Genomic DNA, 12140 nt, shown 5'->3' with positions numbered 1-12140 from the left:
AACTGCCTGATTAGAATTTAATGTTTACGTTTACGCCGATGCCTCTTGTGGTGGGAAGACCGGGAGATTCCAGGCCAACCTGGTTGTCAGATCCAAAACCGAAGCTTTCCGGATCGATATTGTCGATCCATTTTTTGATCATCAAAACATTATTGGCAACGAGATCTATCTTCAGTCCTTTCACCGGCCATTTAGCAGGAATGAACCTGGTGAGATCGTATCCAAGTGTCAGCTGACGAAGCTTCCAGTATCCTGCGTTATAAATAACAGATTCGATGATCTGCTGGCTCCGAAGATGCTCCCAGTATGTTTGAACAGGTACTGATACGGCATTTGGTGCGCCGGCCTGGTTAACACCCTGCCCGATCACGCCACCTTCTCTCCCTTCGAGTGTACGTTCGTGCAGGCCATGCCTTACTGCGTTGAAGTTTGTACCGCTTAACACGTTTCCGCCTAACTTATAATCGATGAACACGGATAGCGAAAGACCTTTGTAGTTGAAAGTGTTGAGAAAACCGCCTGTCCATTTCGGAAGAGCGCTGCCAAATAACACGAATTCAGAAGTGCGCAGTGGAAGACCGTTTGATTGGTAGATCATCTGGTTGCCGTTCTTTGGATCACGCTGATATCCAAATCCAGCGATCTGCCCCATTTCTTCACCAACTACCAATCTAGTTTCACCATTGAATACGTGGGTGCCTACTGTGATGCGTTCACCGGGTTTATCGGTGATAATGCTCAGCACCTTTGTTTTGTTATACCCTGTATTAGCGGTGAACTCCCAGTTGAATTGGTTAGTCTTGATGATGCCGATGTTCAGCAAAGCTTCGATACCGCGGTTGCGGCTCTCACCGCTGTTGATACGGGTATTTACAAAACCGGATGCATCGGAGATCTGTACCGGAACGATCTGATCCCTGGTGGTTTTGCTGTATACGGCAAGATCCAACCCTACCCTGTTCCTGAACATCCGGAGATCAAGACCTATTTCTATTTCCGAAACCCGGCTTGGCTTCAGGTCGCCATTCGGCAGTGTTGTAGCCGTACCGGTGGTAACAACGGGGCCACCGACGGAAACCTGCTGACCATTAGGATTCGTGATCGTGTTGGCATTAACAGCATAGAAAAGCAAATTTGAATAAGGTGCTACATCTCCATCACTTCCCACTTCCGCATAACCTACCCGCAATTTCCCGAAGGATAACCAGGAGAGCTGTTTCAGTGATTCAGAGAATACGTACGCAGCGGAAACAGACGGATAGAGGATGCTGCGGTTGGCAGGTGATAATGTCGAGAACCAATCATTACGTGCTGTTCCGGTGAGGTAGAACAGGTTCTTCCAGGACAGATCAACTGAACCATATAACGAATTAACGCCCTGCTCTATCAACGTATAGGTAGGGTCTTTTGCACGTCCGTTCTGTACAGTGTAAAGATCTCTGATCACAAAGTCAGTGACCTGAACATTGTTGATGTTCCTGGATTTGCGCATCTGGTTTCCGCCCGCCGTAACCGTCAGACCAAGATCATTGAAGGTTTTATTAGCCGTCAAAAGGAAATCCAGGTTGCTCTCCCTGAAACGATAGGACTCCTGCGTGTAAATGCCATTATAGAAGCCTGAAGGGGCTGCTGCACGGGATGCCTGACCTGTAGGGAAATTATTCACGTCCTCATCCCTGCTCCAGTAATCCTGTCCAAACCGACCCATCGCAGATAACCATGGCAGCAGTTTGTAAGTAACAGATACATTCCCGAAGATCCTGTCACGTTTAATGTTGTGAAATTGTTCCGCGAGGATCCAGTAAGGATTTGTTCTGTTGGTAAACCGGGAATACAGGTACTCATTGCCGGTGTTTGGATCATACTTGTTCGCATCCAGCACACTTAGCGGCATGGTAGTGGCCATGGACATGAGTGTAGTTGGAATGGAGTTGTCCTGGTTAGCGATATTGGGTGGGTTGCTGTTCACTTCCCTTGTGTAATTCACGTTTCCTGCCAGCGTCAGTTTATCTGACAGGTTTTGTGTGAACCCGAGGTTCATGCCTTTTCGCTTGAAGGAATTATTTGAGATAATTCCTTTATTGTCGGAACTGGTTAGAGACAGATATATGCCGCCCTTATCTGTTGTATTGGAAAGCGTTACTGTGTGTGTAAGGTTCTGCGCATGACGATAGAATTCTTTGATGCGGCTGCCCTGCGCCACATAGGGCACCGTCAGGTTATTAAACAGGATATGGTTCATACCAGGCTGTATCTTTTCACCGAATGACCATTGACCGGAGGTAGGGTTTGGAGCGGTTGGTCTTACTCCGTTCTCGCCCTGGCCATACTGATCCTGGTATTTCGTAAAATCAAGCGGCGTTTCATTCATGTAGTTTACATTGTAACTGACGCCAATCCCTTTTGCTTTGCCTTTGGTTTTGGTGGTGATCATGATGACGCCATCTTTTGCCCTTGAGCCATACAGGGCCGCGGCAGGTCCACCTTTGAGCACCGTCATGCTTTCAATATCATCCGGATTTATGCTGGACAGACCGTCACCGCCATCAGCCGTGACACCGCCGCCTTTCACTCCGTTGGTATTCTCGTTAAAATTGGTGTTGTCAACCGGTACACCATTGATGACGATAAGCGGGCCATTCTGTCCATTGATCGATGATTGACCACGTATCCTGATCTTGGATGTACTGCCTGGTCCGGTCCCAAGGCTTGAAATGTTTAAGCCGGCCACCTTTCCCTGTAGTGCATTGATCGGATTGGCGGTACGATTCACGGTAAGCTGATCAGGACTGACGGTGGTGGCTGAATAGCCAAGCTTTCGTGATTCCTTTTTAATACCAAGTGCGGTCACGACCACTTCGCTCAGCCCGAGATTCTCGCCGGATACCTGCATCACAAGATCCAGTGGCTGATAATTGGTTACGGTCACTTCCAGCGGCTTGAACCCTACGTAGCTGAATTGCAATATAGAGCCAATGGGAGCGGAAATGGAAAATTTACCCTCGTCATTGGAAACCGTGCCAGCCGATGTTCCTTTGACGGCAACTGATACATTATACAGTTTTACACCGTACTCATCTTTGACCGTTCCGGTAATGGTTTGTGCAAAAATGGTGGTAGTGAAGAAAGTAAAGAAGATAATAGAAAGAAGTTTTAAGCCTACCTCATACACGAGGCAATGCATCTTTTTCATAAGCAAGTCTTTTGTTGTGGTCGTTAAATTTGGTTGCAATCTGCCGTAATATACAGCCCTGCCGGGGGGAGAACTACCAAAAAGTATCGCTGAAGAATTTTGTACAAACTTCTTTGGCCCGTTTCGGTTGCGTTGGAAAGAATCGACTGCTCAGGCAAACGCGTCAATTTCTGCAGTTCGTTACAGGTATGGAAGAATACTAGCAGATGGGTCCTGGCAAAGGAAGCCTGCCAGACAAATCAAACGCAAATACCAACTTAACTAACTGGCATTGAGTTTAGTTGAGACCCGCTAAAATGTCTGCCGGATATGGATCATCACCTGTATTTTCCGTCAACTTTAAAACATTCAGGACCTAAATTTTTTAAAAAAGTTTTAAGCATAATTTTTTTTTTACAGGCCCGTTATGGTTTGACCAAATTCAATTTTTTTAAGAAAACCAAACCACATGAAGTCATTATTTACACGATTGACTCTTCTTCTTGCTGTTACTTTATCACTGACCGCTTGTTCTAAAGACAAGGATGAGAATTCTACCCATATCTCCGTTAAGATCGATGGTGTAGTGCAGAATTTTAGCGTGAATGCAATGGCTATGAGAATGGAACAACCTGCGGACAATGTTTATTCGATACAGATCGCGGGTGCATCTGCAAATTTAGCAACTGCATCTGCAGTAACGCTGATGATCGTGAGCAATGAACCCCTGGCACCTGGTAAGTTCGGCTTCGGCGATCTCGATGATCCCAATTTTTCTGAGAAAGGCGGTATGATCGGATTTGCATTAAATGGCACAGATGCATTTATGTCTTCTCCCGATGGTCCGAATCTCACAGAGATCACGATCACGTCGATCTCTTCCAATTCTGTTCAGGGAACATTTAAAGGAAACATTTTTGGATTGAATCCCAGCGGCACAGCCCTGGTGGAAATGTCAATGACGGAAGGAACTTTTAATGTGCCTATCATAAGATAAGTGGTAAGCAGGATAAATTAAAAAAGAGCGATGCAATTGTGTCGCTCTTTTTTTGTTGGGGAACTGAGAGATTCAGTCATGCTTTTGCAGAAAATGATGTTGGGGATCTGGGTCTGGTCTTATTGCTTCAAAAAAACTATCAGCCAGCAACGACCGCTGCTGCTCGCTGTATGACTGAACCTGCTTTTCGTTCCATTGCAATGATCCGGGATATTGTTCTCGCCTTCACTGATCAATTTTGTGTTGTTCTAAGATCCGGACATTGGACCTGGGCCGGCTTTCTTTCGGCATATTGCTCATGCCGATGTATCGACTAATATTTATTTCCCTAATTCATCCGGTGGGCATCATAATTTTTGCCAGCAGAATGCGCTGCCACTAAGGGTTTTATTAAAAAAAGGGATCGTTTGGAATAATCAAATCGGCTGGAATTTGGATAAAATGCCCCGCATATCAGTAATATCTTTGTACTGTTAAAAGAGCAACACTTAAGTTTCTTGAAGCTACTATGTATAGGATTGTGTTGTTTCTCTAACAATTCTTTCTTGAAATTACACAATAGTGTTAACAATACTGAGCTTCGGTTCACCCTATTGAATTCGTACAAACTTTTAAACATACAATTATGTCTTCTATTATTAGTACCCTGCTTTTTGACAAAGAATTGGTAAGCAAGATCAAAAAATCAAACCCTGATATCAATTTTTTATATACCCAATTGATCAGCGGGAAGATTACCCTGCAAGAGTACGTGACTGCTGCTAATGTGTAAATGAGTTAAAGCAGATCTCTGTATTTTATTCATCCGTAGCGTCAGGAATTTTCTTCAACAGCATGGAAAAAGGGCCCGACGTGCTTAATTTTTCCAGCTACCGGCTGACATCGCAGAAAATCAGGATGTATGACTGGCGATACTCCTTCATCGGTTGAAATTGAAGAAACCGAACTCTTTATTCACCATATACAGCTATGTCATTTCAATATTTTATTGCCCTTTAATAAACTTATTGCGTTTTTTTCTGTTAACTAACCGGCGAAGCCAAACGGCAGTTTGGATTTTAATTACAACAGCCCAGTTGACATGGAAAAAGAAAATATCGCGTATTCAATATTAGAGCTTGCAATCGTTTCGCAAGGCAATACAATTAAACAAACCCTGAATAATTCACTTGCTTTAGCCAGGGAAGCAGAGGCACATGGTTACAAACGGTATTGGTTTGCGGAACATCACAATTCTCCATATATAGGTAGTAATGCACCTTCATTGCTTATCGGCTACGTAGCGGAAAATACGCATACTTTAAGAGTAGGTTCCGGAGGTGTAATGCTTCCTAATCATTCGCCTTTAGTAATTGCGGAACAATTTGGCACGCTGGCTCACCTATACCCTGGCCGCATTGATCTTGGTCTGGGCCGCGCTCCAGGCACCGACCGGGAAACAGCCGAGGCCATCAGTCCGGACTTTATGCGCGCTGCACATGCTTTCCCCAGGGAAGTGGAGAAAATTCAAAACTACTTTTCCGCCTCCAATAAAAACGCAAAAGTAAGAGCGGCTATCGCAGAAGGTACAGAAGTTCCGATCTATATACTGGGTTCCAGCACGGATAGTGCTCATTTGGCGGCTCAAAAAGGATTGCCTTATGCGTTTGCCAGTCACTTTGCATCTTCGCATTTACTGGAAGCATTAGCTATTTACAATAAGGAGTTTCAGCCATCCGAATTTTCAGATCAGCCGTATACAATGGCAGGGATAAATATTTGTATAGCTGACACTGATGAAGAAGCGGAAAGATTATTCACCACATTGATCAGGATGTTTGTCGGCGTTTTAACCGGTAAGCCCCAGGCCTTGCAACCACCGACCGAAATGACCGACGAGTTAAAAGAGATACTCAATCACCCTTCGGTTCACCAGATGCTTAAATATTCGTTTGTTGGAAGCAAAGAGAGCGTGAAACCCAAAGTGCAGGCTTTTATAAACGAAACAGGAGTGAACGAGCTTATTGTGGCCTCAACCGCGTACGATATCGGAGACCGTGTAAAATCTATCCGGCTGTTTGCTGAAGTGATGTCAGAGATCAGATAAACAGGTAAAGCTTCCCTATTTCTCCTTTATCATTTGTGCAAAAGTATCCTGGCTATCGGTTAAAAGCAGTAGTTGAAAGACATAACAAATCCACTCATGAAATAAACCATGAGTGGATCTTCCCCTCGAACATCGGCTACTTTGCGTTTTCGTTCCGGATTACTTGTATACAATCGCATACGACGCGCTGCTTCTTGTCGTTGTAGTTCCGTAATAAGTAACGCTGATATTAATCGTGGTGGGATACCCCTCGGCATCATAGGCATATGTAAAATCATTCTGCTCAGCCACCTTGTAGGAATTGCTGGCCCGATCGTAGGATTCAATCACGATCTGCGTAGGGTTGTTAACGCAGAATGCAAATGAATAATCCACTGCATATGCCTGAGGGTAAGATAACCATTGATAACCGCGCACGGCACTGAAGGCAGATGGTTTATCGTCTACGCCCGTCACTTTTAACCGGTTGAATGGCCGCGAGGGGTCAGTGGATTGAAAAAATTCTATCTGCTTGAGATTCTTCTTATCATCATAGGTGTAATAAAGGGTCGTAGCAGGATCAGGGACATACAACATGGTCTGAGAGCTTTCCATCCGGCCATCCGCTGTACTTGTGAAAAGAGGGATCCCGCGTTTATCCGTTCGTGAACTGCCATTTGTGAATACGTATTTTGATTCCCACATCATCTTACTGACCGAACCGCCGTCGTAGACGTTTTGAGTAGTCATATTTTCAAAAACCCAGGTATTGGTCGCCGTAAACGTTAACGTAGGAACCGTCTCCACGATGATGGCTGTGCCGAAATCCCGCCTCACCCCGTCTTCCCTCCTATGGCTGATGAGTTGTTTTTTGTCGTTGTACTCATACGTGGTGGCTATCCGGCCGGATGCATCAGTCTTGGTTATGGTTGCGGGATATTTCGCAGTACCCGGCGTACCTGGCCCATTGTTATTCTTGTTTTTGCTACAGCCCGAAGAGAAGATAAGGGCGAATAATGTGGCAGACAGCAGCAGGTGAGTGTGTTTCATGCATTAAATTTTTTAAGCCATTAACGGCAGATCAAGTTAAATGGCCGGGGCATGGGAATTTGCCCTGATTGAGTGGGTGACCAGATAACCGGGCTGAGCGACGGGTCTGTTGTGTAAGGGAAATCAGCTGCGGAGGAGCCGCGCTTCCAACACAATGAACGAGATAAGCGATCATTGCAACGCAAACAATGCCGGATTTGGAACCGCAGCTGAATTATAAACCGACAGCCGAACTTAAGAACTACTGCCGGGAGATAATTATGTCCGCCATATGTATAGGTGGGATATGCTGTCTATCGATTGCTCCGCCAAACCTGGTGTCAGCGGTTCGCTGCTTCTATTTTTTGTCCTCCCGCTTTAATGTGTATGAAGTCCTCATATTTGGTAAAGTACTCCAGGCCTAAAACCAATAGCATCGAGCATATAATATACACTTTCTGCATTATGACTGACAAACCCATATAACCTAACCCAAAAACGGAAAAGAAACAGTAGTAAGTCAATAAGCAAATAATACAGCAGAATTTAAGTAAGTGAAGTTTTGACCTCAGGACCAATACCGTAATAATAAATAAACCTGTCAATGTCAAAATGATCGATATTGTTCCGAGGTCATGCAGGGGTGTTGCGATCAGGAAAATAAATATCATACTGGCAGCGCCGATAAGTTTAAAAATATCAGCCAGTAGTCCTGAAGCGACCTTTTTTGACATATTGATAAAAAAAATCCCATAAGCAACCGAGTGGAATGCCATTCCGATAACTGCCCATATCCAACCGGGGTTCTCCGAACCATTTATCGCCTTTGTTGCGAACAAATTGCTTAGGAAATTTTTCGACCAGTTAAACCCTATAGAATTTTTGTCCAGCAATGAGCCGCCTGGATAGGCCAAAGCTGCTATTACCACTAGTATCACTGAAGTAATGATACATATCAGAACCGAATGCTTCTTCACCATCTGTTTGATATTCTGGTCAAAAATTAGTTAGGTATTATTATAGCAAAGTCATTTGCAATGACCTCTTGTAAGCGGTTCGGAAATCTTTTGTCGTCACCTAAGTATTCCAGCATATCTCCCTGGCGCAGTCTAAGGTTTTGCAAATTGCATCTGGAGTGCTAAAGCGGATCGCCCTTGCCTTCCCTTTCTTTAAGATAGAAGAGATTAAATAATGTCAAATCCATTCTTTCAGAAAGCTCTTACAGGGGCATTTAGTTTACATCATCACATCCAGGTTCCCAATGACTGGCACAGCCAAACCGTTGAACTGTTTTCGTTTTGGATTTCAACTCCCTCTTTTAATTAGTGGCAATAACACAGACTACAGCCGCCATCAGGGTAAATGCCTGACCATCTGCCCAAAATGATTGGGTTGATTAGGCTATTGACAACGTCTGATCTTTCACAGGTCAAATCCTGTTATAAATGTAATAAAATTATTGATAAACAATAAAAATATATTGCAATTCAGATAAATTCCTGGCTGAGCCCAGAACATGCTGTTGATCACACTGTGATTTCCAGCACTCTTTCATTGCCTGGGATGTCGGGTGCTACCACAATTACCCTGATCCCCGGCACACCATTGTTCACCCGTTTAGCATTATAGTTCCAAAGGATCCCTCTTGGTTCGGTTTCTGCAAAGCCCGTTCTCATTCTCTATGATTCAAGTATCTTCTTATCCCTGCAACGGTGAGCTGGCTCTCCTGCCCTCTCGGTTGAGACCGGCGGACAAAGCACCTGCAGTTAGATTGATCATAAAAGCCCTCCCTGAACAGGAAGGGCTTGAGCATAAAAAAACCACCCACAATCGAAAACTTTACCTGGCTACTGATCCGAAACTATTGTATGAATTGTATTGCGAAACATTATTTGACGATGGACCGTACAACTTCTATGACGTTGATATCCCTGATCGAAAACTCATAATTATACTGATCGAATGTCCCGGTCAGCGTATCGAGTTTACCCGTAACAGAAACAGCCGATTGATCATGGGTCATTAAGAAAAAGTGAAGGTTTGAATCCATTTTATCAAGAGACATCCACAATGGTTTCACATCACTCTCTTCGAAGATGGGATAAATTGCAGACTCATCGAAGTTGTACATAAGCCGGCCATGAATCCGGACAACCTGCCCATGCAGCGCTTTGTCGATCGGTCTTACTCCACTAAAAGAGAACTCGACCGGCTCTGATACCCCACCCGCGTTTTGCCTCCATATCGCCCGCTCTGGCTGCATACACCCTGCTAAATGAAAAATGACGACACAGGAGATGCCGATCCGTTTTAAATGAAATAACGGGGAATGTATTTTCCGCAGAATGTAATATATAAGCCCTGTTAGTCTCATGATGCAAGATTGATGAATACGGTAATCAGTAGACGCATGATGCACTGTCTGTACAACTCAAGGTCCTCTCGTGGCGACCGTTCCCGTTTTAAAATGAATACGAATTTCCTTACGCTTCCGTGGATAATTCCTTAACCTTCCTAAAGCATTTCTGCATTACCACTATCCCCCGTGAGGGCAAGCGGCAAGCCCATCAGAACATATTTCTTACGGAAGACAGATGGAGACATGCCGGTTTGCTTTTTAAAAAATTTACTAAAAACGAACAGATCAGGAAAGTTCAGCGAATCGGCTATTTCACTAACTGACAGGCATGATTGCTTCAACAACTTTTTTGCTTCTACTATGATCTGCTCATTGACAATCACCTTCGGTGAAATAGCGGAAACCTGCTTTATGATCTTGTATAGATAGTTCTGCGACACCCTTAGCCTGCACGCGTAAAAGAGAATACTCCGTTCATATTTTGCATGCATTACTACAAGCTGTTTAAACCGATGATACAGTAAGTGTTGGGATTTGTCGGGCAGCTGACCAGTTCGTTGATATCCTGACAGGATGCTGTGAGTTTCGAGCAGCAAGCAAATGACCAGATGCCTTGCGATCCGCTCCCTGGGGAACGTCGACAGATTGGTGATCAATTGAAATATCCGCTCGAATAATATCCTTATGCTGACCGCTTCATTGTCTTTAAGCGGAATAACGGGCCCTGCTGTTCCTAATAAAAATGAATCCGGAACTGAAAGGTTGTCCTCCCCAAGGGCATGCAAAAACGTATTGGTAAAAAACACAAATACACCGGGCAGATGCCCTGATCTTTCCACTGAAGGGATCGCATCACCCGGGCGAATAATTATAGCACTCACAGCGTTCACTTCGTAAACTTCACCCGGGCCAAAAGAAATTTCGGCCACAGAAGATGACACACCGATGCAATACACCGGAAAACCATTATCCACTATGGTTGTATAATGGAACAGATCCGTAAATATTCCAAATTGTCCGTCCTGCAGAATGGATGGTGGAAGAAAATCCTCAACAGTAATGTCCTTAGCTGCTTGCGATTGACATCCCCGCCCGATCACAGGGTTATGATGATCCGACGGGTTATTTGCGTATTTCATAATAGAGCGTTTATCCTTGATTTGATGTGTCGTCTGATCCTCTTCACTTCTCCGGCTTCAGCTATTCACTTAAGAATATAATTATTCATGATATAGCCAGCTGCTATGGCAAAGGGGATACCGATCAGGGCACTCGTTAAAGCTCTTTTTGCCTTATTGGGATATTCATTTCTATGTTTAAAATAGAGAAAGAATCCAATAAGCGGAATGGCATTAGAAGCCATGAACCAGAATCCTGACAGCTTATCTTTTTCTTCCTTCCTGTGCAAATGCAGATGGTTATTAGTAGTTTTCATTTATATATTTTTTACTTGAAGAATTACAATGTTGAATTTTCAGACGTATGGAATCCCAGGCGCTTTACTTATCGATTAATGCTTTTCATTCCCTCTTCGCTATACTTTGCACCAGTATCTGTGCCCAATGGAATAATCGTTTCCAGGCGGTTCAGCTCTTCATCCGTAAGCGAAATGTTGACAGCGGCTATATTTTCTTCCACATACTTCACCCGTTTTGTTCCCGGGATAGGCACATGGCCTTTAGCCATGATCCATGCAAGCGCGAGCTGTGCTGACGTAACATTCTTTTCGAGAGCAACTTTCTTGATTTCATTTACCAGTTCCAGGTTTTTGTAAAACTGATCCCCCTGGAATTTGGGCAAATATTTCCGGAGATCAGTGGCCGCAATATCATCCGGACTTTTTAATTCACCACTTAAGAAACCTCTGCCTATCGGCGAGTATGCCACAAGACCGATCCCCAGATCTTTTAAGGTGTCTATAATTCCCAGCTCTTCAATCTGTCTTTCGAACAACGAGTATTCTGATTGCACAGCCGTAATAGGGTGAACTGCATGGGCATTCCTGATAGTTTGCGAGCCGACTTCGGAAAGCCCGATATATTTTACCTTGCCTTCCTTTACTAACCCGCCCAGCGCTTCTACCGTTTCTTCTACAGGCGTTTCAGGATCCAGACGATGCAGATAATACAGATCGATGTAGTCGGTACCAAGATTTTTTAACGAACGCTCCGCGGCTTTCTTTACATAGCTTTTGGTGCCGTTTGCCTTTCCTGTATACTTTCCGTTGTGATCAATCTCTACTCCGGTTTTCGTAGCGATAATGTATTTGTGCCTGTTGCCGCTAATAGCTTTGGCAATCAGCTGTTCGTTCAGTAAAGGACCATATAGTTCGGCGGTGTCCAGGAAATTTCCGCCGAGTTCCAGCGAACGATGAATGGTGGCAATAGACTCAGCATCATTGGCGGGCCCATAGGTTTTGAGCCCTGCCAATTCTGTCATCCCCATACATCCAAGTCCGATTGCCGGTACTGCAAGTCCTTGCGTTCCCAGATTTACTTGTCTGATGCTATTCATATTG

Annotated in this window: 11 protein-coding genes; 3 read left to right on the top strand and 8 right to left on the bottom strand. The window is 44.3% G+C overall.

Going from position 1 to position 12140, the window contains the following annotated elements; translation table 11 throughout:
* Nucleotides 1-10: 10 nt before the first annotated feature.
* Nucleotides 11-3193: a SusC/RagA family TonB-linked outer membrane protein gene (locus tag LZZ85_RS13025; RefSeq protein ID WP_237872367.1), complete on the bottom strand. Its 3183-nt coding sequence runs from the start codon at nucleotides 3191-3193 to the stop codon at nucleotides 11-13.
* A gap of 448 nt (nucleotides 3194-3641) precedes the next feature.
* Between LZZ85_RS13025 and LZZ85_RS13020 the strand changes: the two genes are divergently transcribed.
* The 3 genes from LZZ85_RS13020 (at nucleotide 3642) to LZZ85_RS13010 (ending at nucleotide 6255) form a co-directional block, all read left to right on the top strand.
* Nucleotides 3642-4169 (top strand): hypothetical protein, encoded by a 528-nt coding sequence (locus LZZ85_RS13020; RefSeq protein ID WP_237872366.1) that lies wholly within the window; start codon nucleotides 3642-3644, stop codon nucleotides 4167-4169.
* A 625-nt stretch (nucleotides 4170-4794) separates the two neighbouring features.
* Nucleotides 4795-4941, top strand: a complete 147-nt coding sequence (locus tag LZZ85_RS13015; RefSeq protein WP_237872365.1) for a hypothetical protein — start codon at nucleotides 4795-4797, stop codon at nucleotides 4939-4941.
* Nucleotides 4942-5250: 309 nt separating this feature from the next.
* Nucleotides 5251-6255 (top strand): LLM class flavin-dependent oxidoreductase, encoded by a 1005-nt coding sequence (locus tag LZZ85_RS13010; RefSeq protein ID WP_237872363.1) that lies wholly within the window; start codon nucleotides 5251-5253, stop codon nucleotides 6253-6255.
* Nucleotides 6256-6414: 159 nt separating this feature from the next.
* On the opposite strand, the gene LZZ85_RS13005 is transcribed toward LZZ85_RS13010, so the two are convergent.
* The 7 genes from LZZ85_RS13005 to LZZ85_RS12975 form a co-directional block, all read right to left on the bottom strand.
* Nucleotides 6415-7284, bottom strand: coding sequence for a hypothetical protein (locus LZZ85_RS13005; RefSeq protein ID WP_237872361.1), 870 nt, complete (start codon nucleotides 7282-7284; stop codon nucleotides 6415-6417).
* Nucleotides 7285-7604: 320 nt separating this feature from the next.
* Nucleotides 7605-8243, bottom strand: a complete 639-nt coding sequence (locus LZZ85_RS13000) for a hypothetical protein (RefSeq protein WP_237872359.1) — start codon at nucleotides 8241-8243, stop codon at nucleotides 7605-7607.
* Between the two features lie 546 nt (nucleotides 8244-8789).
* On the bottom strand, nucleotides 8790-8939 hold the full coding sequence (locus LZZ85_RS12995) for a hypothetical protein (protein WP_237872357.1): 150 nt from the start codon (nucleotides 8937-8939) through the stop codon (nucleotides 8790-8792).
* A 212-nt stretch (nucleotides 8940-9151) separates the two neighbouring features.
* Nucleotides 9152-9526 (bottom strand): hypothetical protein, encoded by a 375-nt coding sequence (locus LZZ85_RS12990; RefSeq protein ID WP_237872355.1) that lies wholly within the window; start codon nucleotides 9524-9526, stop codon nucleotides 9152-9154.
* A gap of 251 nt (nucleotides 9527-9777) precedes the next feature.
* Complete coding sequence (locus LZZ85_RS12985; RefSeq protein WP_237872353.1) at nucleotides 9778-10761, bottom strand: helix-turn-helix domain-containing protein; 984 nt, start codon at nucleotides 10759-10761, stop codon at nucleotides 9778-9780.
* Between the two features lie 65 nt (nucleotides 10762-10826).
* Nucleotides 10827-11057, bottom strand: a complete 231-nt coding sequence (locus tag LZZ85_RS12980; RefSeq protein ID WP_237872351.1) for a hypothetical protein — start codon at nucleotides 11055-11057, stop codon at nucleotides 10827-10829.
* A 68-nt stretch (nucleotides 11058-11125) separates the two neighbouring features.
* Nucleotides 11126-12136, bottom strand: coding sequence for an aldo/keto reductase (locus LZZ85_RS12975; RefSeq protein ID WP_237872350.1), 1011 nt, complete (start codon nucleotides 12134-12136; stop codon nucleotides 11126-11128).
* Nucleotides 12137-12140 lie beyond the last annotated feature (4 nt).

Origin of the sequence: Terrimonas ginsenosidimutans, assembly GCF_022012415.1 — a bacterium.
Lineage (GTDB): Bacteria > Bacteroidota > Bacteroidia > Chitinophagales > Chitinophagaceae > Terrimonas_A > Terrimonas_A ginsenosidimutans.
Note: the sequence above shows the minus strand (reverse complement) of the source record. Positions and strands in the feature narration are given on the sequence as shown.

Bases quoted from the DNA above. Each gene is read 5' to 3' on its own strand.
- LZZ85_RS13005 (WP_237872361.1), bottom strand. From the start codon at position 7,284: ATGAAACACACTCACCTGCTGCTGTCTGCCACATTATTCGCCCTTATC.
- LZZ85_RS13010 (WP_237872363.1), top strand. From the start codon at position 5,251: ATGGAAAAAGAAAATATCGCGTATTCAATATTAGAGCTTGCAATCGTT.
- LZZ85_RS12990 (WP_237872355.1), bottom strand. From the start codon at position 9,526: ATGCAGCCAGAGCGGGCGATATGGAGGCAAAACGCGGGTGGGGTATCA.
- LZZ85_RS13000 (WP_237872359.1), bottom strand. From the start codon at position 8,243: ATGGTGAAGAAGCATTCGGTTCTGATATGTATCATTACTTCAGTGATA.
- LZZ85_RS12995 (WP_237872357.1), bottom strand. From the start codon at position 8,939: ATGAGAACGGGCTTTGCAGAAACCGAACCAAGAGGGATCCTTTGGAAC.
- LZZ85_RS13025 (WP_237872367.1), bottom strand. From the start codon at position 3,193: ATGAAAAAGATGCATTGCCTCGTGTATGAGGTAGGCTTAAAACTTCTT.
- LZZ85_RS12975 (WP_237872350.1), bottom strand. From the start codon at position 12,136: ATGAATAGCATCAGACAAGTAAATCTGGGAACGCAAGGACTTGCAGTA.
- LZZ85_RS12985 (WP_237872353.1), bottom strand. From the start codon at position 10,761: ATGAAATACGCAAATAACCCGTCGGATCATCATAACCCTGTGATCGGG.
- LZZ85_RS13015 (WP_237872365.1), top strand. From the start codon at position 4,795: ATGTCTTCTATTATTAGTACCCTGCTTTTTGACAAAGAATTGGTAAGC.
- LZZ85_RS12980 (WP_237872351.1), bottom strand. From the start codon at position 11,057: ATGAAAACTACTAATAACCATCTGCATTTGCACAGGAAGGAAGAAAAA.
- LZZ85_RS13020 (WP_237872366.1), top strand. From the start codon at position 3,642: ATGAAGTCATTATTTACACGATTGACTCTTCTTCTTGCTGTTACTTTA.